At 55.9% G+C, this 20,344-nt stretch carries 20 protein-coding genes and 1 tRNA gene; 9 read left to right on the top strand and 12 right to left on the bottom strand.

Annotated features, from left to right (window positions below):
- Positions 1-27: 27 nt before the first annotated feature.
- The 5 genes from GOW92_RS21730 to GOW92_RS21710 form a co-directional block, all read right to left on the bottom strand.
- Positions 28-591, bottom strand: coding sequence for a GbsR/MarR family transcriptional regulator (locus tag GOW92_RS21730; RefSeq protein ID WP_170564887.1), 564 nt, complete (start codon positions 589-591; stop codon positions 28-30).
- A 177-nt stretch (positions 592-768) separates the two neighbouring features.
- Positions 769-2,163 carry an alpha/beta fold hydrolase gene (locus GOW92_RS21725; protein ID WP_170564884.1) on the bottom strand — a complete coding sequence of 465 codons (1,395 nt, stop codon included), beginning with the start codon at positions 2,161-2,163 and terminating at the stop codon, positions 769-771.
- Positions 2,164-2,246: 83 nt separating this feature from the next.
- Positions 2,247-2,612, bottom strand: a complete 366-nt coding sequence (locus GOW92_RS21720; protein WP_170564881.1) for a cupin — start codon at positions 2,610-2,612, stop codon at positions 2,247-2,249.
- 72 nt (positions 2,613-2,684) lie between these two features.
- A complete protein-coding gene (locus GOW92_RS21715) occupies positions 2,685-4,217 on the bottom strand; it encodes a phospholipase D family protein (RefSeq protein ID WP_170564878.1) in 1,533 nt (510 codons plus the stop codon).
- A 145-nt stretch (positions 4,218-4,362) separates the two neighbouring features.
- Positions 4,363-4,578 carry a hypothetical protein gene (locus GOW92_RS21710; RefSeq protein ID WP_170564876.1) on the bottom strand — a complete coding sequence of 72 codons (216 nt, stop codon included), beginning with the start codon at positions 4,576-4,578 and terminating at the stop codon, positions 4,363-4,365.
- Positions 4,579-4,819: 241 nt separating this feature from the next.
- Here GOW92_RS21710 and GOW92_RS21705 point away from each other — a divergent pair, with 241 nt between their 5' ends.
- A complete protein-coding gene (locus tag GOW92_RS21705; RefSeq protein ID WP_170564873.1) occupies positions 4,820-5,749 on the top strand; it encodes an autotransporter domain-containing protein in 930 nt (309 codons plus the stop codon).
- A 67-nt stretch (positions 5,750-5,816) separates the two neighbouring features.
- On the opposite strand, the gene GOW92_RS21700 is transcribed toward GOW92_RS21705, so the two are convergent.
- Entirely contained in the window at positions 5,817-6,833 is a 1,017-nt protein-coding gene (locus GOW92_RS21700) for a Fe(3+) ABC transporter substrate-binding protein (RefSeq protein ID WP_170564870.1), read from the bottom strand.
- Positions 6,834-7,105: 272 nt separating this feature from the next.
- Here GOW92_RS21700 and GOW92_RS21695 point away from each other — a divergent pair, with 272 nt between their 5' ends.
- Together GOW92_RS21695 and GOW92_RS21690 are read left to right on the top strand one after the other, a co-directional pair.
- Entirely contained in the window at positions 7,106-8,317 is a 1,212-nt protein-coding gene (locus GOW92_RS21695) for a GTP-binding protein (RefSeq protein ID WP_170564867.1), read from the top strand.
- Positions 8,314-8,967, top strand: a complete 654-nt coding sequence (locus GOW92_RS21690) for a DUF1826 domain-containing protein (protein ID WP_170564863.1) — start codon at positions 8,314-8,316, stop codon at positions 8,965-8,967. The genes GOW92_RS21695 and GOW92_RS21690 overlap by 4 nt, the downstream gene beginning before the upstream one ends.
- Before the next feature lie 103 nt (positions 8,968-9,070).
- On the opposite strand, the gene ykgO is transcribed toward GOW92_RS21690, so the two are convergent.
- Positions 9,071-9,196: a type B 50S ribosomal protein L36 gene (gene ykgO, locus GOW92_RS21685; RefSeq protein WP_005648635.1), complete on the bottom strand. Its 126-nt coding sequence runs from the start codon at positions 9,194-9,196 to the stop codon at positions 9,071-9,073.
- A gap of 90 nt (positions 9,197-9,286) precedes the next feature.
- Positions 9,287-9,361, bottom strand: a tRNA-Val gene (locus GOW92_RS21680).
- Between the two features lie 149 nt (positions 9,362-9,510).
- Between GOW92_RS21680 and GOW92_RS21675 the strand changes: the two genes are divergently transcribed.
- Complete coding sequence (locus tag GOW92_RS21675) at positions 9,511-10,371, top strand: N-formylglutamate amidohydrolase (RefSeq protein WP_170564860.1); 861 nt, start codon at positions 9,511-9,513, stop codon at positions 10,369-10,371.
- 2 nt (positions 10,372-10,373) lie between these two features.
- Here the strand turns inward: GOW92_RS21675 and GOW92_RS21670 are convergent, their stop codons facing one another.
- Positions 10,374-11,627, bottom strand: a complete 1,254-nt coding sequence (locus GOW92_RS21670; RefSeq protein WP_170564857.1) for a DNA polymerase IV — start codon at positions 11,625-11,627, stop codon at positions 10,374-10,376.
- Positions 11,628-11,714: 87 nt separating this feature from the next.
- On the opposite strand from GOW92_RS21670, the gene GOW92_RS21665 reads away from it, so the two are divergent.
- A complete protein-coding gene (locus GOW92_RS21665; protein ID WP_170564854.1) occupies positions 11,715-12,122 on the top strand; it encodes an NUDIX domain-containing protein in 408 nt (135 codons plus the stop codon).
- A 263-nt stretch (positions 12,123-12,385) separates the two neighbouring features.
- Here GOW92_RS21665 and pyrF read toward each other — a convergent pair whose 3' ends face one another.
- Complete coding sequence (gene pyrF, locus GOW92_RS21660; protein ID WP_170564851.1) at positions 12,386-13,090, bottom strand: orotidine-5'-phosphate decarboxylase; 705 nt, start codon at positions 13,088-13,090, stop codon at positions 12,386-12,388.
- A 148-nt stretch (positions 13,091-13,238) separates the two neighbouring features.
- Between pyrF and GOW92_RS21655 the strand changes: the two genes are divergently transcribed.
- Together GOW92_RS21655 and clpB are read left to right on the top strand one after the other, a co-directional pair.
- On the top strand, positions 13,239-13,559 hold the full coding sequence (locus tag GOW92_RS21655) for a hypothetical protein (RefSeq protein ID WP_170564848.1): 321 nt from the start codon (positions 13,239-13,241) through the stop codon (positions 13,557-13,559).
- Between the two features lie 127 nt (positions 13,560-13,686).
- Positions 13,687-16,305 (top strand): ATP-dependent chaperone ClpB, encoded by a 2,619-nt coding sequence (gene clpB, locus GOW92_RS21650; RefSeq protein ID WP_170564845.1) that lies wholly within the window; start codon positions 13,687-13,689, stop codon positions 16,303-16,305.
- Positions 16,306-16,368: 63 nt separating this feature from the next.
- Here the strand turns inward: clpB and GOW92_RS21645 are convergent, their stop codons facing one another.
- Positions 16,369-17,295, bottom strand: a complete 927-nt coding sequence (locus GOW92_RS21645; RefSeq protein ID WP_170564842.1) for a class I SAM-dependent methyltransferase — start codon at positions 17,293-17,295, stop codon at positions 16,369-16,371.
- Between the two features lie 130 nt (positions 17,296-17,425).
- Complete coding sequence (locus GOW92_RS21640; RefSeq protein ID WP_170564839.1) at positions 17,426-18,241, bottom strand: cyclase family protein; 816 nt, start codon at positions 18,239-18,241, stop codon at positions 17,426-17,428.
- Between the two features lie 336 nt (positions 18,242-18,577).
- Here GOW92_RS21640 and msrP point away from each other — a divergent pair, with 336 nt between their 5' ends.
- Together msrP and msrQ are read left to right on the top strand one after the other, a co-directional pair.
- Complete coding sequence (gene msrP / locus GOW92_RS21635; protein WP_170564835.1) at positions 18,578-19,480, top strand: protein-methionine-sulfoxide reductase catalytic subunit MsrP; 903 nt, start codon at positions 18,578-18,580, stop codon at positions 19,478-19,480.
- 4 nt (positions 19,481-19,484) lie between these two features.
- A complete protein-coding gene (gene msrQ, locus GOW92_RS21630) occupies positions 19,485-20,099 on the top strand; it encodes a protein-methionine-sulfoxide reductase heme-binding subunit MsrQ (protein ID WP_170564832.1) in 615 nt (204 codons plus the stop codon).
- The last annotated feature ends 245 nt before the right edge of the window (positions 20,100-20,344 follow it).

Here is a 20,344-nt window from a genome sequence, read left to right as displayed (position 1 = left end):
ATGAGAGAAATGAATGGTTAAATTTTTTTAGCTGCTTTTTTTGCCTCCGGCGAAGCTGAGAAGAGACACAACTTTGGTTCCCATTTTCATCAACATCTTCAGCTTTGGACGAGGCACCGTAAGCATATCGCGGAACCACGTGTCGGCTGTTGCCAGAAAATCTTGCATGTCCTGCATCCGCCGCAGCGCAGTTGGGTCCAGTTCGCTTTCGGTTTCAGCTTGGGCTACGCAGGCACGCAGGGCTTGTGTCGCCGGATCAATCTCGCGTTCCTTACGGCCCTGAGCAATGCGGATCCCCATTTCCCAGACATCCACTTCGGCCTCATAATGCTCGCGCCGATCCCCGGGCACAGGAACACGGCGAATGAGCCGCCAGCTCACCAGTTCTTTGAGCGAATTGGACACATTGGATCGCGCGATGCCCAAAGACTCGGCGATCTGTTCGGCGTTTAGGGGTTTGGAGCTGAGGTAAAGCAGCGCGTGAATCTGCGCGACTGAGCGATTGACACCCCATTGATTGCCCATGTCGCCCCAGTAAAGAATGAACTGGCTTGCAGCATTAGATTTCGCTATGTCATTAATTTCTGTCATGACAGAAATATCAGACACGATAGTTTTAAAGTCAAGACCCAAGTTGCTTCAAGGATATTTGGCTTCTTAGGCGATGGATCAGGGTCGTGACTGTGCGGCGTGGCGTGCCCCAGTGCAGTACCGGATCAACAAATGCCTGAAGTCACGTATCTGTGTTTTAGTATTTGGTCCGAGTGTTTAGTATTCAGATTGTTCATTTAGAAATGGCCCGATTTCCTGAAAGAACTCGTCGAAACCAGGATGGCCACGTATCATGCAGTGGTTTGCACCGGGCAGTTCTACGAATTCAGAAGTTGGGATTTCCCGCGCCGTTTCGCGTCCTTCGCTTACCGGTGCAGCCATATCGCCCTTGGCGTGCAGCACCAAAGTAGGAACGGTCAGGCGCTGCGCATCAGCCCGCGCATCTACGTAGGCATTCATTTCCATAATCCGCAACGCCGTTTCCGAACTTGCTGAAATACGCTGCATTTCGTCAAAGCTGGCACCTTCTTCCGGCGTCGCATCAGGCATGTAGCTGGATGTGAAGAAATGGCGATACACAGGGTTTGGTGATCCCCAACCGGCCGAAACCATGGCGCGTGAAGCTGTGTAGAATTGTTCGGCCTCGGCGTCGCCTCGCATCATGCGACCGCGGACATAGCCACCCAGCAAAACCAGAAACTTCACACGATCGGGGTGTCTTGCGGCAAATCTGATCGAAAATGCGGCCCCCTGACTGACGCCAAACAGGCCAAAACAATCCAGTCCGGCAGCATCGGCGACTGCAACCATGTCATCAATCATGCGATCTTCGGAAATGTCATCGACGTCCCAGTCAGAAAGACCGTTGCCGCGCTGATCAAATCGAACAAGCCGACAAAGCTTGGACATCTCGGACAAGAAGTCGCCCCAGACCGGGCTGGTCCATTCGTACTCAATGTGATTGAGCCAGTTTGGAGCCTTCAGCACTGGCGTGCCGTTGCCTGTAGACGCCCAGGCAAGGTTGGTCCCATCCGCCGATTTGCAGAATTTCACACGTTGCTGGAGTGAAACTTCCGGCGCTATTCGCACCGGTGCCGCTTTTGGCGACCACTGCCAAACTCGAATAGGGCGAGAGATGTTCTTTACCCTTTGCCCGCCCATATCCCGGAATGGCGTATCCACTCTGTCCTGAATGGCCTGATGCACGATGTCCGAAACGCAAACGCCCCCGGGTTCAGCCAGGCCTTCCAACCGTGCCGCGACGTTTACGCCGTCGCCGAATATGTCGCCTTCATCAAAGATCACATCCCCAAGGTTGATGCCGACCCGAAACCGAATTCTCTGGTCGTCATCCAATTCGGCTTCGTTCAGGTTCATCACTTTCTGGATTTTGACGGCGCATTGCACTGCGTCCTGTACGGACTCAAACGTTGCCAGCATTCCATCGCCTGTGGTCTTGACGATGCTTCCACGTCGACGCGAAATCTCTGGATCAATCAACTCGCGCCTGTACTTCTTTTGGCGCGCCAACACTCCCAACTCGTCCGCTTCCATCAAGCGCGAGTATCCGACCATGTCGGCCGCCATAATAGCCGAGAGGCGTTGTTCCATGACCCTCCCCCTTTGCGCCGGGTCAGGTGCCAGCGCGAAACCTTTTGGTCAGTATACCCTGAAACCGCGCCGGATCACCGAAGTTACTCGAACTGAATGATTACGGCCTCAAAGTCCTGATCGCTTGTGACCCTGGTGTGGTGGCCTTTTCCGATTTTGTCTTGCATGTCCCACACATCGCCGGGACCGATATCGCGGAAGTCTCCATCACTCGCGGTGACGCGAATTGCGCCTGCGAGGCACACCAGTCTTTGCACCACCGGGGTCGGATGGACCGGTTCATTCCAACCGGATCGAAGCCGCAGAAACAGGGTTTGCTTGACCGGCTCTGGCTGGGATACCTCAATGGCTTGCGCAGGTGGGGCGAAACTCCGCTCTTCGACTTTGATTTCAATGTCATCCCAATGGCTTTCGCCGGCGGCATCCGTGTAGAGTTTGTAATACTTCACAGTGAAATTCCTTTCCGCTATTTGGTGCGGTCAAATCAAGAATGATGGATCGCATTGATCCCGCCTGTGATCTTAAAGCTGCGAACCGATAGGCAAAATCCCGAAGAACCCAGAGACGATGTGATCCCAGACCGATCCTGTGGGTTCGGATCCGTACTCCAGAACTTCCCCGTCCGCGCCTCGCGTTTTCCATTTAAGCTGGCCGGCACGTTCCAACGTCACCTGGTATGTGTAGGCAGGCAGGGCTTCGTCCAATGCGCCCATCGTTTGAATAGCCAACGCGGGCGAGTCGATCAGAATGCCCATTTCGGTATTGATATTCACGGAACGTGGATCCCAATTGAAAGAGCCTACAAAGAGATACCGATCATCAATGGCAAAAGCTTTGGAATGCAGGCCGGACCGGGATTGTGCCCAATTTATTCCGCGACGCTGAACCTGATATGCGTCTGGTCGCAATTCATAAAGTTCGACCCCACCACGCAGCAGTGCCCTGCGTTTCTTGGCATAATGTGCGTAAACTGGCACCACGTCATTTGAACCGAGCGAGTTGGTCACGACCTTGACGTCTACACCGCGATTTTCCAATTCTGTCATCCAACGGACGCCATTGTTGCGCGGCACGAAATAGGCTGAAACGATATTTACCTCGGTGTTGGCGTTCTCAAAATACGGCAGCAACTGAGACGCAAGAATAGGGCCTGACGTATCATCGCCAGCAGCTTTTGAGGGCGGGTCTGCGTATAGCCGTGCGGGAACCCAATTCAGCCTCAGCGCACCGTCGGCAAAATTCTCTTTCGCAGATTTCCTGAGCGCCGCCCCGTACTGAGTCTTTTTTGCCTCTTCTACCAGCTCACTCAGCCTTGTCCGTGCATCGTTCAGATCAAACGTGTCCGGCTGTCCAACAACCGCGCGGGCAGGAACGGCGAATTCGCTGTTCCAATAGGCGTCGAAGCTCTGGGAAACCTCATTTACGACCGGGCCTGCCGCTAACACGTCCAGGTCGGCATAGTTCATATCTTCGCGGGCCAGGAAATACTCGGCGCCGATGTTGCGGCCCCCGACAATCGTGAAGGTGTTGTCTGCGGTCATGGACTTGTTATGCATCCGGCGATTGATGCGCTTGAAGTCTGTCAGTCCAGCAATCAGCAGGCTTTGATCCCGCCAAAAGGGATTGAACAAGCGGATCTCGATATTCTCGTGGTAGTCCAGCGCAGCGGTCATTGCGTCATAGCTGGACGTGTCCATGTCATCCAAAAGCAGCCGGACGCGCACGCCCCTGTCTGCCGCCTGTAACAGGCTGGCCGCAAAAATATGGCCCGTGGGGTCGTTGTGCAAAAGGTAATATTGCGCGTCGATTGTATGCTCGGCTGCAGTCGCCAGCAGAAGCCTGGAAACCAGTGCTTGTTCTCCATCACTGATCAGCTTTACCCCGGACCGACCGTCCTTTGGATCGCCCAGCCGATTGGCCGCGCGCGACAGGGAACTGTTCGTCGGGGCGGCAAATGACGAAGAAGCGGTCCGTTCGTAGCTGCGTGTTTTAGGGGCGCAGGCAGCAAGCGCCAGCGCACAGCACAGACAAACCACGACAGTCCATGGCTTCATCGATTTCCTCCCCGTTCTGTCTCAGGTGACTACGCTCAGGGGGGCGATTGCAAGTTTGTTTCCGGATTTGCCGGATCGTTTCACACAGCCTGTGTTGTTTCAGCGAAGCCTCAGGAGGCCAGCGCAGGGTGTGGTTAGAGAAACCTCAGGTCCGGGGTTTGCGGCTTAGCAGCCCGTATTTCATTGCCCAAGATCGGAATGAACGACGTTTGCGTTTCTCCGTCTTTAATGCGTTTTTTGATTGCGCGCCGCCTCGCCGGTTGAATTCGAACACATCAATGATCCGTTCGGCACACCCGCAGGCTTCGCCCATGCCAACTTTGGCAAAGTAGAATTTTTCAAAGCTATCCGGGTTTTTCATGGCAAACCTCCTGATGCGATTGAACCCGTTTCGGAGATAAAAACTAAATCACATTCCGGATGGTTGCTGAAAAGGCCGTCGCAAACGAGTGTTTCCAAAATACAAGTCTTCAGATTTCGTGACTGAGAAATTGTGGTTTTGGTTTTTCGTAAACAAAGACTGGGCTACGATCAGTTAAACGCCAAGCGCGTCAACAAAGACGCGCTTGGCAGTCGAAAAAAACCGACAGGCGAACCTGCGATTGAAAAGACTTGTTGCGTACACATCGTTTTTGATCTGGAGTTTCGCCCCGCAAGCCAATGCGCAAAACCTTGATCCAGACGCATCAGAAGCCGCCGCACGGGCCGCTCTTGCGGTGCTGAGCGTCGCGGCCACGCCGAACGAAACACTTTCATCTCTATCTTTTCTAAGCGCATCCGGAGACGCGAGAAACTTGCGATCCACGCAGCTGCGCGGTGGGTTCAAGCCGTTGGAAAATGGCCTGTATCTGGAAGGTCAGCTTGCCTACCAGAGCTACAACCCAGTGGTGATTTTCCCCGAGATCGGAACTGATACCGAGTTGGATGTAAAATGGTCAAGCATCGCCGCGACCCTTGGTGTCGGGTGGGAGATTCCGATTAACAAAGATTGGTATCTCCGACCAACCGCGCATCTTTCCCTTGGTCACGTCACCACGGACGCGGTGTTTTCCAATTTTCCGCTGTTTCCGTCCCGCTCGAACGGGGCTGGCGCGGTGGACGGCAACCTGAACGCCTATGGTTTCGGGGCCTCTCTGAGCCTCTTTCGCGAGGCGCAATTCGGCCGTTGGGAGGCCGAATACAGGCTGCGCCAGACTTTTCTGGAGTTCCATCCGATAAATGAACCACAAGCAGGAGATGCACGCGCGAACTCGAACCAGACGACCTTATTCTCGCGCTATCGCTATCCGCTGGAAAACGTCAAGCTGCTGGGACGCCCGTCAAAGCTGGTTCTGGACGGGGGTGTCGTGCTCTACCACGGCGACAGTGCGGCGGTTTTGGAGACGAGTTGGCTGGCCACACTTGGTTTCGGAATTGAGGTCGATACCACAAAGATCGGGTTACCTGCGGTCGAGGGCGCGCGCGTCATGCTGAACGGAGTTGTTGCGGACTCGTTTTCGGGGTTTTCGGTCGGGTTTGGGGTACGGTTCTGAACTCGGGGCCATATGAAAAGGGCGCAGAAAACACTACGCCCTTCATACTGCTCTGGTTTCGCTAGGATTACTTCCAGCCGACTTCGTTGAAGATTTTTTGTGCTTCGGGCAGGTTTTCGGCGACGTCGGACAGGACGACCTCATCCGCTTTGAACTCACCCAGCGACTTCACAGAGTCCGCAAGTGCGGCGCCTTCAACCGCGGGGAATTCGTCATTCCCGGACGAGAAATACTGCTGGGCGCTGTCGCTTGCCAGATACTCTAGAAAGAGAATAGCGTTCTCTTTGTTTGGAGCGTTGGCCGCGACACCGGCACCTGACAGGTTCATATGCGCGCCATAGCTGTCCTGGTTCGGGAAAACCCAACCGATCGCGTCGATGTTTTCAGACACCCCTTTGACGTCCTTACGGATTGCGCGGGCAAAGTAATAGGTGTTTGAGACCGCGATATCGCATTCACCCGAGACGATACCCCGCAACTGGTCTGTGTCGCCGCCCTGCGGTGCGCGGGCCATGTTGGCCACGATACCTTCGGCCCAGGCCTTTGCTGCCTCAGGGCCTTCATGGGTGATGATCGACGCAAGAAGGGTCTGGTTATAGGTGTTGGCGGAGGACCGAATGCAGATTTGCCCTTTGTATTCGGGCTTGGCAAGATCGGCATATGTTGCCGGCGGGTTGGCGACGTTCTCCTTGTCAAAGAAGATGATGCGGCCACGCTGCGAAAAGCCGAACCATTCGTTGTCGCTGTCCTGAAGGTTGTTCGGGATGCGCTCTTCCAGAACAGCGCTTTCGATCGGTTGCAGAATTCCTGCATTCTTGGCCCGGGACAGGCGCGACGTGTCGACAGTCAGCAGAATATCCGCGGGCGAGTTTGCACCTTCGGCTTCCATCCGTGCGATCAGCTCGTCGGCCTTGCCTTCGATGCGGTTGATGGTGATGCCGGTCGCCTCTTCGAAATCACCGTACAGTTTTTCATCGGTGTCATAATGGCGCGAGGAATAAAGGTTCAGCTCACCCTCGGCGGCAGCAGAAGTGGCGATCAGGGCCGTCAGGGCGGCGGCGACACAGGTAGAGGATTTGAGCATCATATCTCCCAACATTAAAAGTTGTGGCGGGTCGTAATCCGACTGAATTTGTCAATTAAACGATTCTGAGGGAGTTTCAAGAAATTCCGACGGAATTACTTGGGCAAATGGTCGCTGCCTTCTTTTCCTAGATTCGAGGCAGTCTTGATACGTTACAATTGCCGACTTGACTTAATGTAATAACATAACGATAAACTGTGCGCCGTATCAGAGGTGTTTCGCCAAAACCGATGCGCCTTTTCGCCTGAGTCCTTCAAATAGGTAGACACCCAATGACCGACACCCGCCTTCCCGTAACTGTTCTGTCCGGATTTCTTGGCGCAGGCAAAACGACATTGTTGAACCGCGTTCTGAACAACCGGGACGGTCGTCGCGTTGCCGTGATCGTCAACGATATGTCCGAAGTGAACATTGACGCTGACTTGGTGCGTGCCGACACTGAACTGTCCCGCACGGATGAGACGCTGGTTGAGATGTCAAATGGCTGCATCTGCTGTACCCTTCGCGACGATCTGCTGGACGAAGTTCGGCGATTGGCTGGCGAAGGTCGCTTTGACTATCTGCTAATCGAATCCACCGGGATTTCTGAGCCATTGCCTGTCGCCGCGACGTTTGATTTCCGGGATGAGACCGGCGTAAGCCTGTCGGATGTCTCGCGCTTGGACACATTGGTCACGGTGGTCGATGCGGTTAACCTGTTGGAAGACTTCTCTAGCCACGATTTTCTGGCCGATCGCGGCGAAACGCTCGGTGAAGAGGATGAACGCACGCTGGTCCATCTGCTGACCGATCAGATCGAATTTGCTGACGTGGTTATTCTCAACAAGATCGCCGATGCCGGAGCAGAAAGAGTAGACGCCGCGCGGAAAATCATTCGAAGCTTGAACGCTGACGCAAGGATTATCGAAACGAACCACTCGGACGTGTCAGCCGATGAAATCCTGGATACCGGCCTGTTCGATTTCGAAAAGGCGCATGAACATCCGATGTGGGCCAAAGAACTGTATGGTTTCGCGGATCATGTACCCGAAACTGAAGAGTATGGCGTCACCAGCTATGTATACCGCGCGCGACAACCCTTTGTGCCAGAGAAGATTCTGACGATCCTGAATGGCGATCTGCCGGGCGTCATCCGTGCAAAGGGGCATTTCTGGATCGCGACGCGCCCAGATTGGGTTGCCGAATTCTCATTGGCCGGTGCGCTGTCCTCGGTACAGCCACTGGGCACCTGGTGGGCGACAGTACCCGAAGAACGCAGACCAGATCACGAAAGCGCGCGGGCCTATATGCAAGCGCATTGGCAAGAGCCCTGGGGCGACCGGCGGCAAGAGATCGTTTTCATCGGCAGCGGAATAGATTGGCCCGTGCTCAAAGCCCGGCTGGATTCGGCGTTGGTTCCGGCAGCAGCCGCGGGACGCCTAGAAGATCTTCCCGATCTGCCCGACCCATTCCCGGTTTGGCGTCGGGCAGAGGCTGCAGCATGAATTTGGTGCGTGAAGTCGTCAAAGATGCCGCAATAGGTGTCGGCATAGCAGAAACGCCCGGGGACTTGTCGGTCATTCACAACCCCGGTTGCGCCGCAGCGATTTGGCGGCGCGACCCCTTGCTCGGCTTTCAGAGCTGGATCAACGGGTTGGATCCCGCACGCCTGCCCAAAGCGCGCATGATCCTGCGCCCCGAGACAGTGCGCAGCGCGATGGTTGAGCTGAGCGACGCGCATGGTACGCCCGAAGGTCCGGAACGTGATCTATTGGTGGATGATGTTGCCGCGATGGCAACCTTGTTTGCTGGTCTTATGGAATCAAAATGGCTTCGGCTGCGCTTGGATGTGGTTACCACAAATGCCTGCCGCAGGTTTCACATCGACGCAGTCACGTCGCGTTTGGTCTGCACCTATCGAGGGACTGGAACGCAATACGGTGTCTCGAACGATGGTAACGAGCCGAAACGTGTTTTCACCGTACCAACAGGTGCGCCGATACTGTTGCGCGGAACGCTCTGGCCTGAGAGTCCAAAGTCCGGGCTTTTGCATCGTTCGCCACCAATCGAGGGAACGGGTGAAACACGGCTGGCGCTCGTTCTTGATCCTGTGGCGGACCCGGATAATGAACCCGACCATCTGTTCGCCCACTGATATACGCGTTTGCCTTTGACCGTTCCGTTTTTTTTGCATCAATCGTTCGAACAAAAAAACCGCGCTGAGAAGCGCGGTTTTTCTTTAACGGTATGTGCAGTTCTTAGCCCTGGCGAGCTTTGAACTTGCGCTGCGTCTTGTTGATCACGTAGACGCGGCCTTTGCGACGCACAACACGGCAATCACGGTGCCGGTTCTTGAGCGAGCGGAGCGAGTTCTTGACCTTCATGGGTCTGTCTCCAATCTGCGGCGCCTTCATCAAGGACGTGGCCAGCGCCTGGGTTAGCGGGTGCCCCGGAAACCCGGAACAGTGAAACGATGGTGGGCGGTACAAGGATCGAACTTGTGACCCCTTCGATGTCAACGAAGTGCTCTACCGCTGAGCTAACCGCCCACGTAACCTTTGCGTTCTCCTGCCCCATAACGAAATGGGGCGCGGAACCCCGCGCCGGTAGCGGGGTCTATAAAAGGAGTCGCAAAGGGGTTCAAGGGGTTTGGTAGAACTATTTTCCGGTCTATGTTCAATGCGAACAAGGAGTCACCATGAAGAACGCTGCTTACGTATTGGATATGCCCGCCAAGCGCACGTCTTGCGTTGTATTTTCTTCTCCGCACAGTGGCCGGAACTACCCAGAAGGGATGCTGAAACGCACGGTGCTAAGCCAAAATGTGATTCGGTCATCCGAAGATGCTTTCGTGGATCAGTTGTTTTCCGCAGCGAATGAGTACGGCGCGCCCCTGATATCGGCGACAAAGCCACGGGCTTATCTGGACCTTAACCGCAGTGCAGAAGAGCTGGACCCGGCCTTAATTCAGGGCGCGCGCCGTCACGGGCACAACCCACGCGTCGCCTCGGGCTTGGGCGTGATTCCCAGGGTCGTTGCCAATGGGCGCGCAATCTACCGTGGAAAACTGACGATGGACGAGGCGCGCCTGCGCATCGACACATGCTGGCGACCTTATCATGCGCGCCTCAAGTCTCTGCTGGCCGAATCGCATAGCGCATTTGGTCAGGCGATTCTGATTGACTGCCACTCGATGCCCCATGAAGCGGTTTCGATGGCCAGCACGTCCAAGTCCCAGCGTCCGCAGATCGTGCTGGGTGACAGATTTGGCGCGTCGGCCTCGGCCGGGATTGTGGACCGGATCGAATCCGCCTTTGCCTCGGCGGGTCTTGTTGTCGCGCGCAATGCGCCCTTCGCTGGCGCATACGTGACGCAGACCTACGGTCGACCCGGACGCAATCAACACGCGATCCAGATTGAAATTGACCGCTCTCTCTATATGGACGAGGTCAAAATAGCGCCGAGTGAGAATTTTAAGGCATTTCAGGACCTATTGCGGCAAGTCATTCAGGAAATTTCGGACATTGGCCGTGATTCACTGCGTCTGGCTGCCGAGTAAACTCAGCGCAGAGCCCGGCCTTTGACAATCGCGTCGGTCCCAAACCTGCGCCGGATTTCATCCGTAGCGCGTTCGGCCTGTGACCGCTTTGCCGCGCCGGGGTCCAACAGATCGCCAGAGATATCTGCCTGATCTTCGGGACACAGATCGGATATCCCGCACCCCAAAAGGCGGTATGGTCCTTTGTCGCCGACCTGATCGAACAGCCCCCGCACAGTACGGTAGATTCGATCTGCGATTTGTGTGGCGTCCCGCAAAGAGACACGCCTGGTGATGATCTTGTGGTTTGATTGCTTGAGTTTCAGCGTCACAACCCGTCCAGCCAGCCCTTTGGCTTTGGCGCGATCCGCAACTTTCTCGGACATGCGCCACAGGTGACCGTCAAGGATGTCGAGGCTGGCGGTATCCTCAAAAAACGTGGTCTCATTGCTGATCGATTTCATTGGCTCATGCGAAGATACGCGCCGTTTGTCCTGACCGCGCGCCAGATGCCATAGCCGATATCCCATTGCGCCGAACCGCGCAGTCAGTGCCTCTTGATCCCAGCGCAACAGGTCTGAGAATGACCGGATACCAGCGCGATCCAGCGATTCCTGTGCCGCCGGGCCGATGCCCCAAATCAGGCGCACTGGTTTGTCGTACAGAAACTCGGCGGTCTCAGCTTTGCCAATCACTGAAAACCCGCGCGGCTTGTCCAAATCCGAGGCAACCTTGGCCAAAAACTTGTTATGCGACAGACCGATCGAACCCGTGACACCCAGTTCGTCTTTCATTCGTTTCACCAGACGCGCCAGCATGATCGCCGGCGGCGCGCCGTGCAGGCGCTGCGTGCCGGACAGATCCATGAAAGCTTCGTCCAGTGAAAGAGGTTCGATCACGGGGGTCATTTCGTCCATCATGGCCCTGATCTGTCGTGACACCTCGGCGTAGACCGACATCCGCGGCTTTATGACAACGGCATCCGGGCACAGCTGCAAGGCTTTGAACATCGGCATCGCAGAGCGGACCCCACGAATACGGGCCACATAGCACGCAGTTGACACAACACCACGTTTGCCGCCCCCGATGATTACCGGCTTATCGGCCAACTCGGGATTGTCCCGCTTTTCAACCGAGGCATAAAACGCGTCGCAATCCATATGGGCGACGGACAGGTCGAACAGTTCGGGATGGGTCTTAATCCGCGGACTGCCGCAGGTGGGGCATCGCGCTTCCTGTTCCAGCATCGAATAGCAGTCGCGGCATAAAGCGGGCATCACGTTCACATCTCAGTTTTATGCGCTTTGTCATATCAGGCGGGTTAGCTAAAATTTATCCGTTCGGGAAACAAAGAGAAAGCGTTCATGCAGTTCACAGGGGCAAAGGTCGCACTGTTTCTTGGATCAGACCTTTTGGTGATTCAAAGGGACGATAAAAAGGACATCCCGTTCCCGGGCTATTTCGATTTTCCCGGTGGCGGGCGCGAAGGGGCAGAGACACCGCTGCAATGCGTGAAGCGTGAAACACTGGAAGAAGTTGGGTTGCATCTTGGTGACGCCGATTTTGCCTGGTCACGCAAGTATGGACAAAACTGGTTCTTTGCAGCGCGCCGACCACCCGGCGATGTCGATCTGATCAGGTTTGGCGATGAAGGGCAGGGTTGGTTTTTGATGTCGCCGGAATCATACCTTGCGAATGCGCTTGCGGTTCCGAATTTCGCACTCCGCCTGCGCGATTACCTAGCAGAGGCAAGGCCGGTTTTTGACAAGTAATGCTTCTGGAAGAAGACCCCCCGCAATTGGCGGGGGGAGGTGACGGACCTCAGGAAGATGTGGTCCGCGGGGAGTATCACGCCCCTAGAATCGCGCAAATTCCGGGATTTAGATAGGATCGAGGTCACACAACGAAAACTCGCATGTTTCATGTGTGTTTTGGGGCACAGGGACGATTTGGCGCGGATCGCTGGAAAAGTGACGTTAGGTCAATCATTTGACCGCGTCAGTTAAGCGTTTTTACTTTACTTTCCGGCAGGGGTTCAGTGGCGTGTCAACGTTTTTAACTCGTCCAAAACCGCCTCGGCCGCCGCCTTTGGGTTCTTAGATTGATAGATCGGACGGCCGACGACGATATGATCTGCGCCGTCTCCGATCGCGCTGGCGGGGGTTGCGACGCGTTTCTGATCTCCTAATGCTGCGCCAGTGGGGCGAACGCCAGGAGTTACAATCAAACGCCCCTCGGCCTGGGGCAGGGCACGGATCAAGGCAGCCTCTTGCGGGCTTGCGATAACGCCGTCCGCTCCAGCCTCCAGTGCTTTGGCGGCGCGTTCGACGACAAGGTCCTGAACGTCGCCCTCTTTCAAAAGGCTGGCATCCAGATCATCGCGGTTGAGCGAAGTCAGAATGGTCACCGCCAGAATCTTGAGGTCTTTGCCCGCAGCCCCCTCTTTTGCGGCGCGCACCACATGCGGGTCACCATGTACCGTTAGGAAATCCAGGTCGAACTGCGCCAGACCACGAACGGCGTTTTCCACCGTGTTGCCGATATCGAACAGCTTCATGTCCAAAAAGATGCGCTTGCCGTGGTCCTGTTTCAGTTCATTGGCCAAAGCCAACCCGCCACCGGTCAGCATCCCCAGCCCGATCTTGTAAAAGGAAACGCTGTCGCCCAGCTGTTCTGCCATTGCCAGACCCTGAAGGGCATTGGGAACATCTAGGGCTACGATCAGGCGATCATCGGACATGGTGCGGGCTCCTTTTTGGCAAACGTCTGCGTCCTAGCGGTTTCGGGCGGCCGTGTCCATGCAGCGCGCGCGTGATCGAGATCACGCAGCTTTGGCCGGACTGTGATATGGTGCCGATCATTCATAAGAGTTTTTCGATGGGGGGACTATGAAACAGGTATTTAGTGTTGGGATACTTCTGGCCCTGATGGGATGTCAGGATATGCCATTGGAAAATGAGGCCGCGGATACGGTCATCAAATCCCCGACAAATGACAATTTGCGCCTGGTGGGGGGGTATCGTTCGACCGACGATGATTGCCAATTGACCGGCGAGACGTCTTTTACAGTCAATTTTCTGGATGATGCAGCAGACCTTGTTTCCTGCCCGACGGGCAGCGACGCCGCACAATCTTTGGTGGAAATGTACCCTGCGCGCGAGGTCGCGCAGACGGGCGGATACACTGTCTACACCGTACCCCGACGATAAGTCTGAATCTGCGCTCCAGCCTCTTGAACGGGCAAAGATATTTCCCAGATTGAATGTGAGGCCCAGACCGACGCGTGCCGCCAAGCGGGCGCATCACATTCAGGGCGCTTAGGAAAAGGAGAATACCATGGACTTAAACAAGTTCACCGAGCGGGCACGGGGATTCGTGCAGGCAGCGCAGACCATTGCGCTGCGTGAGGGGCACCAACGATTGATGCCCGAACACCTTTTGAAAGCATTGATGGATGACGATCAGGGGCTGGCCAGCAACCTGATCACACGCGCGGGCGGCGCGCCGACCCGTGTGGTCGAGGCACTGGATGCTGCGCTATCCAAGATTCCAAAAGTCAGCGGTGATGCGAGCCAGATTTACATGGATGGCCAGACCGCCAAGGTTTTTGCAGAAGCCGAGAAAATTGCGACCAAGGCAGGCGACAGCTTTGTACCGGTCGAACGCGTTCTGATGGCGCTGTGCATGGTGAAGTCCAAAGCCAAAGAGGCTTTGGAAGCCGGTGCCGTATCTGCGCAAAAGCTGAACGAAGCGATCAATGACATCCGTAAAGGCCGTACCGCTGACACCGCGTCGGCGGAAGAGGGCTATGACGCACTCAAAAAATACGCGCGTGACCTGACCGAGGCTGCGGCTGAGGGCAAGATCGACCCGATTATCGGACGGGATGAAGAAATCCGCCGCTCGATGCAAGTTCTGTCGCGCCGCACCAAAAACAACCCGGTTCTGATCGGTGAACCCGGCGTCGGTAAAACCGCGATTGCCGAGGGCATGGCCCTGCGCATCGTGAACGGAGACGTGCCGGAATCGCTGAAGGATAAGAAACTGCTCGCGCTCGACATGGGCGCACTGATCGCCGGTGCGAAATACCGCGGTGAGTTCGAGGAGCGCCTCAAGGCCGTTCTGACCGAGGTCACCGAGGCCGCTGGTGAGATCATCCTGTTCATCGACGAGATGCACACGTTGGTTGGTGCCGGTAAATCAGACGGCGCAATGGATGCCGCCAACCTGATCAAGCCTGCGCTTGCTCGGGGCGAGCTGCATTGTATTGGCGCGACCACTTTGGATGAGTATCGCAAATACGTGGAGAAAGATGCAGCCCTTGCCCGCCGCTTCCAGCCCGTTGTTGTTGCAGAACCGACCGTCGAGGACACGATCAGCATCCTGCGCGGCATCAAGGAAAAGTACGAGCTGCACCACGGCGTGCGTATCTCGGACTCGGCGCTGGTGTCGGCCGCGACCTTGTCGCATCGCTATATCACCGACCGGTTCCTGCCCGACAAAGCCATCGACCTTGTCGATGAGGCCGCATCGCGTTTGCGGATGGAGGTGGATTCCAAGCCCGAAGAACTCGATCAGCTGGATCGTCAGATCCTGCAGATGCAGATCGAGGAAGAAGCGCTGAAGCTTGAGGATGACGCGGCGTCGAAGGATCGTCTGGAAACCTTGCAAAAGGATCTGGCCGACCTGCAGGAACAATCCGCCGAGATGACCGCCCAATGGCAAGCTGAACGTGACAAGCTGGCTGGCGCGCGTGATCTGAAAGAACAGCTCGACAAAGCGCGTGCTGATCTGGAAATCGCCAAGCGTGAAGGCAATCTCGCCAAGGCGGGTGAGCTGTCTTACGGCGTCATTCCCGAACTTGAGAAAAAGCTGACCGAGGCTGAGAACGCCGAAAGCAGCCAGATGATGGCGGAGGAAACGGTGCGTCCGGAACAGATCGCTTCGGTGGTCGAACGCTGGACCGGTATTCCGACCTCGAAAATGCTGGAAGGTGAGCGCGAGAAGCTGCTGCGGATGGAAGATGAACTGCATTCGCGTGTCATTGGTCAGGATGCAGCGGTGACTGCCGTGGCCAACGCAGTGCGTCGTGCGCGTGCGGGTCTGAATGACGAGAACCGGCCGCTGGGCTCGTTCCTGTTCCTTGGACCGACTGGCGTTGGTAAGACCGAGCTGACCAAGGCCGTGGCGAACTTCCTGTTCGACGACGACAATGCGATGGTGCGCATCGACATGTCCGAGTTCATGGAGAAACACGCCGTTGCCCGTCTGATCGGTGCCCCTCCGGGCTATGTTGGTTACGACGAAGGTGGTGTGCTGACCGAAGCCGTACGGCGCAGACCCTATCAGGTCGTGCTGTTTGACGAGGTCGAAAAGGCGCACCCGGATGTGTTCAACGTTCTGCTGCAGGTTCTCGATGACGGCGTTCTGACCGACGGTCAGGGCCGCACCGTGGACTTCAAGCAGACGCTGATCATCCTGACGTCGAACCTTGGGTCTCAGGCGCTCAGCCAGTTGCCAGAAGGTGCCGACAGTGCGCAGGCCAAGCGTGACGTGATGGACGCGGTCCGGGCGCATTTCCGGCCTGAGTTCCTGAACCGTCTGGACGAAACGATCATCTTTGATCGCCTCAAGCGGGCCGATATGGATGGTATTGTCGACATCCAGATGGCTCGTCTGCAGAAACGTCTGTCCGCCCGCAAGATCGAGCTGGCACTGGACGATGGGGCCAGAGAGTGGTTGGCGGATGAAGGCTATGACCCGGTCTTCGGTGCACGCCCGCTAAAACGCGTTATCCAGCGTGCCTTGCAAAACCCGCTGGCCGAGGCTCTGCTTGCCGGTGAGATCAAGGATGGTGAGACCGTCCCTGTGACCGCAGGCTCAGACGGTCTGATTATCGGCGACCGGCTGGGTACTTCAGAGCGGCCACGCCCGGATGATGCCGTGGTGCATTAAACCAAACAAAGGCCCGCCACACCGGCGGGCCTTCTTTTTTAAGTCACGTCAAAAGCAACTTGTTCAAGTGGGTCGCAGTTGAACAAGTGAGAAAGACGAGGCGTCCAAAGAATCCATAGGGAAATCCATCGTCTCTGGACCCAGCCCTAATCCGCTCAAGTATTTTTCAGTCCCTCTGCGCCCAAATATGTGCTCGAGCACAGAAAACCCTTGTTCAGACGCGTAGGCGCTGACCTCACTGGGAGAGATGTTGAAACGAAAGGGTTCGCCGACTCCGGCCACCGCATTTCCGATACTGTCGACTTCCTTTTGCGCTTGCGATGCTGCGGCGGTTGACGCGTATGTCGTCAGAAAACGCGTTTCCATGGCGCCATTTGACCGGATCATCGCGTACACGTCTGCAACTTCGGGCGGTGCTACATATTCCAACGAAACCTCAGCAATAAAGACCGTGCCCAGCTCATGGTCGTAACCGAGCGACTGCAACTTATCGAGCGTTGTCTCACGAGAGAAATCAACCGCCGTATATCGAACGTTTGGTGGAACGCCAAAATTTGAACTGACCAAAGACCGCTTGGCTTCGATGGTCTCGGGGCGGTCGACCTCGAAAACCGGAATGTGGCTGTGACTGTTGGATAGCCGCAGACCCAGCGTATCAAGACCTGCGCCAAGTACTACGATCTGACGTGCACCATTCTTGATTGCAGTAAGCGCGCGGCTTTGCATGAATGTCTTGCGCCACAGGACCGACGCGACGAGACGGCGCGCCACTGAACGGTCATCGGCGAACTTTAGTACGGCATCCCAGTCGGTAGCTTGGTCCAGGACCTCGGGTCCCTCGGTAGAACCGTTGCGAAATAGCTGCTCGGCAAATGGGTCATAGAATACGCGTCGATATGTTGGGTTGCGGTTGACCAAAGCGCAAAATGCGCAAACCCCAAGAGCGGTGCGGCTTAGTTCAGGAAAGGCACTTTGCGGAACATAAAACATGAAAAGCTCGCCTCGGTTGTTTGTATGACAAGATAGCCTGAATACTCTGCCAATTGGCAGAGTTCAGATTGCCCGGTCAAAGTCGCCAGTCTTTTGAAGGTAAGGCCCGCCAAGCAAGCGGGCCACTTTGTCAAACCATCGCAAAAATGCGCGCAGGCCCGCCGGTGCCACCGGCATGTTTCGGTGCACCGATCACCAGCGTTGCGCCAGCGGCCGGTACGCGATCCAGTCCCGCGATGTTCTCAATCCCGAAACGGCCCGTGGGCAGCCATGCATAATGGGTGGCGAAGTCGGTGGATATGCCGTGGTCCAGGGACAGTGTGTCCGATGCGATCGAGCGCGCCCCGGTTTCTTCGATCAGCATCATTGCGGCTTCGGGGTGGAAACCGGGGTAATGTTGTGCCTGACCGTCAAATCCGCGGTATTCGTCGCTGTCGGCTTTAGCGGCCCACCCGGAATACAGGGCTACGCAAGAGCCATCCGGAATGTCTCCGTTGGCAGACATCCATGCCTTCAGGTCATCTGGTGTCAGCAGCGTATCGACATCCTCGGCTGCGCGGGCGGCAATGTCGACAACGCAAAGCGGTGCCACAAGATCGGACACGGGGATTTCGTCCACCGAAGCACCATCCGCTGAAAAGTGCAGCGGCGCGTCGATATGTGTGCCTGTGTGTTCATTGACTGTCAGGCGCTGCAGGTTAAAGCCGTGTTCGCCAAAATTGAAAACCTGTTCGGACGCGTACCCTGGTTCGCCAAAATAGGTTGGGAAATCGGCACTGATCGTATGGGTCATATCCTCGACCTTACCCTCACCAGCGGCAAGGGCGAACGATGCGCTGGTGCCAGTTGCGGCAACAGCCACACCAGAGGCAGCGGCAGCTTTGAAGAACCCTCTTCTAGAAAGCATACGGTCTTTGACCGCGTTCATCACACAGATGTCACACATTCGTCTTCTCCCTATAGTCTTTCCCGACAATCGGGTGGACAGCGGATCTTTGGGCCAGTCGGCCGATCCTGACAAGAACACTGCAAGTTGCGTGAAGCAGTTGTAAAGATTGAAGGCCCAGGTGTTCTGCTTGAATTGGCGGGATGCGATCAACTTGGCGTGACAGGTATCAACGGTATTGCCGCAATTGGCCCCCGGTGGATGTCACAGGTAATTTGGATTTGATTTGGCGTGAAACGTTACAGTCTCTTCTCCCAATCGTGACGCATGTTGCCTTGGCGGTGTGGTATCAGCGGATTAACTGGAATCTCAGGCTAGCTTACCAAGGAGACTTAAATGGCGCATCGCTGGACCAACACACTGACACATGCCGACGTCACGCCACAGGCGGTGTTCTTGAACCGGCGGCAGGTGCTGGCTGGCCTTGCGGGTGTCGGATTGGCGGGACTGGCCAGACCGGCAGCGGCGCAGGAAGTTCTGGAACCCAACACCTGGGAAGAGATCACCTCGTACAATAACTTTTATGAGTTCGGGACCCGCAAGGACGATCCCGCGAAATACGCGCATACTCTGGTGACCGAACCCTGGAGCGTCGCAATTGACGGTTTGGTCGATAAGCCGGGTGACTATGATTTCAAAGACATCATGTCCGAGATGACGGTTGAAGAGCGCATCTACAGATTCCGGTGTGTTGAGGCCTGGTCGATGGTGGTTCCGTGGAACGGGTTTGAACTTGCCGATCTGCTGAATATGGCCGGTGTGCAGGAAGGCGCCAAATACGTGGCCTTTGAAACTGCGTACCGTCCCGATGAGATGCCGGGCGTTCAATTTCCGATCCTCGAATGGCCTTACCGGGAAGGTTTGCGCCTGGACGAGGCGATGCACCCGCTGACCATCATGGCGACCGGCATCTATGACAAACCCATTCCCAACCAGAATGGTGCACCGCTGCGTCTGGTCGTTCCGTGGAAATATGGCTTCAAGTCCATCAAGTCGATTGTTCGCATCACCCTTACGGATGTCGAGCCGCCCACCAGTTGGAACATGTCCGCTCCGCGCGAGTATGGTTTCTACAGTAATGTGAACCCGAACGTGGATCACCCACGCTGGTCACAGGCCTCGGAACGTCAGATTGGCGGCGGTCTTTTTGCCAAACGAATCCCGACGTTAATGTTCAACGGCTACGAAGAAGAGGTCGCCGGGCTTTACGAAGGTATGGATCTAAAGGAATTCTACTAAGGCCATGCAGAGGCTAAATCAGATATTGCGCCGTGTTCCGGTCTGGCTGGTCTACCTGTTAGGGGCGCTTCCCGCCCCCTGGCTGTTCTATCAGGGTCTGATAGGCGGTCTTGGCGTGGATCCAATTGAGGCATTGGAACACAGATACGGTGAACTGGCACTTCAGCTATTGATTGCCGTTCTTGCAATATCACCGCTGCGGCGGTTCCTTGGCCTGAACCTGTTAAAGTTTCGACGCGCGCTGGGCGTTCTGACCTTTGCCTATGTCAGCCTGCATCTTTTGGTGTGGCTAGCGCTGGATGTGCAGCTGCCCAGTCAGATTTGGTCGGATATTGTGAAGCGCCCTTATATAACGGTCGGCATGGCAGCGTTTGTCCTGATGATCCCGTTGGCGGTGACGTCAAACAATCTGTCGGTGCGCAAATTGGGGCCCCGGTGGCGCAGCCTGCAGAGGCTTGTCTTTCCAGCGGCGATTCTGGGTGGGCTGCATTACGTCATGCTTGCCAAGGGATTTCAGATCGAGCCGCTGGTCTACCTGTCTCTGATCGTCAGCCTGATACTGTTACGCATTCCAGTTTCTGGACTGCTGACTCGGTTTCGCCCAGTCGATTCCGCCTGACTCGGCGCCGAGTCTGTAGGTAACTCTGTTGAAAACGTCGGATTCAGCGCTGCCTCACATGCTTGTGGCGTATTTTTAGCGGGGGAGTGTCGGGTAAATCACTGTTTTATAATTATAAAATTAAATCGTGCGGTTTTTTGCAAGTTTATCGAATTTTCCGCTTGCGGACTTATGCGGTTATACTTAGAACCCCCTTCACCGGCGCTGCTGAGGCGCTTGGGACGCTGCGGAAGCGGCGGAGACGC

It is taken from the genome of Ruegeria atlantica, assembly GCF_013032505.1.
Lineage (GTDB): Bacteria > Pseudomonadota > Alphaproteobacteria > Rhodobacterales > Rhodobacteraceae > Ruegeria > Ruegeria atlantica_F.
Note: the sequence above shows the minus strand (reverse complement) of the source record. Positions and strands in the feature narration are given on the sequence as shown.

What these genes read in the sequence shown, in the direction of transcription:
- GOW92_RS21725 (WP_170564884.1), bottom strand. Translation starts at nt 2,163, where the DNA reads ATGGAACAACGCCTCTCGGCTATTATGGCGGCCGACATGGTCGGATAC.
- GOW92_RS21700 (WP_170564870.1), bottom strand. Translation starts at nt 6,833, where the DNA reads ATGCTCAAATCCTCTACCTGTGTCGCCGCCGCCCTGACGGCCCTGATC.
- GOW92_RS21665 (WP_170564854.1), top strand. Translation starts at nt 11,715, where the DNA reads ATGCAGTTCACAGGGGCAAAGGTCGCACTGTTTCTTGGATCAGACCTT.
- GOW92_RS21645 (WP_170564842.1), bottom strand. Translation starts at nt 17,295, where the DNA reads ATGTTTTATGTTCCGCAAAGTGCCTTTCCTGAACTAAGCCGCACCGCT.
- GOW92_RS21655 (WP_170564848.1), top strand. Translation starts at nt 13,239, where the DNA reads ATGAAACAGGTATTTAGTGTTGGGATACTTCTGGCCCTGATGGGATGT.
- GOW92_RS21690 (WP_170564863.1), top strand. Translation starts at nt 8,314, where the DNA reads ATGAATTTGGTGCGTGAAGTCGTCAAAGATGCCGCAATAGGTGTCGGC.
- msrQ (WP_170564832.1), top strand. Translation starts at nt 19,485, where the DNA reads ATGCAGAGGCTAAATCAGATATTGCGCCGTGTTCCGGTCTGGCTGGTC.
- GOW92_RS21675 (WP_170564860.1), top strand. Translation starts at nt 9,511, where the DNA reads ATGAAGAACGCTGCTTACGTATTGGATATGCCCGCCAAGCGCACGTCT.
- pyrF (WP_170564851.1), bottom strand. Translation starts at nt 13,090, where the DNA reads ATGTCCGATGATCGCCTGATCGTAGCCCTAGATGTTCCCAATGCCCTT.
- GOW92_RS21670 (WP_170564857.1), bottom strand. Translation starts at nt 11,627, where the DNA reads ATGCCCGCTTTATGCCGCGACTGCTATTCGATGCTGGAACAGGAAGCG.
- ykgO (WP_005648635.1), bottom strand. Translation starts at nt 9,196, where the DNA reads ATGAAGGTCAAGAACTCGCTCCGCTCGCTCAAGAACCGGCACCGTGAT.
- GOW92_RS21695 (WP_170564867.1), top strand. Translation starts at nt 7,106, where the DNA reads ATGACCGACACCCGCCTTCCCGTAACTGTTCTGTCCGGATTTCTTGGC.
- GOW92_RS21715 (WP_170564878.1), bottom strand. Translation starts at nt 4,217, where the DNA reads ATGAAGCCATGGACTGTCGTGGTTTGTCTGTGCTGTGCGCTGGCGCTT.
- GOW92_RS21730 (WP_170564887.1), bottom strand. Translation starts at nt 591, where the DNA reads ATGACAGAAATTAATGACATAGCGAAATCTAATGCTGCAAGCCAGTTC.
- GOW92_RS21710 (WP_170564876.1), bottom strand. Translation starts at nt 4,578, where the DNA reads ATGAAAAACCCGGATAGCTTTGAAAAATTCTACTTTGCCAAAGTTGGC.
- clpB (WP_170564845.1), top strand. Translation starts at nt 13,687, where the DNA reads ATGGACTTAAACAAGTTCACCGAGCGGGCACGGGGATTCGTGCAGGCA.
- msrP (WP_170564835.1), top strand. Translation starts at nt 18,578, where the DNA reads ATGGCGCATCGCTGGACCAACACACTGACACATGCCGACGTCACGCCA.
- GOW92_RS21640 (WP_170564839.1), bottom strand. Translation starts at nt 18,241, where the DNA reads ATGTGTGACATCTGTGTGATGAACGCGGTCAAAGACCGTATGCTTTCT.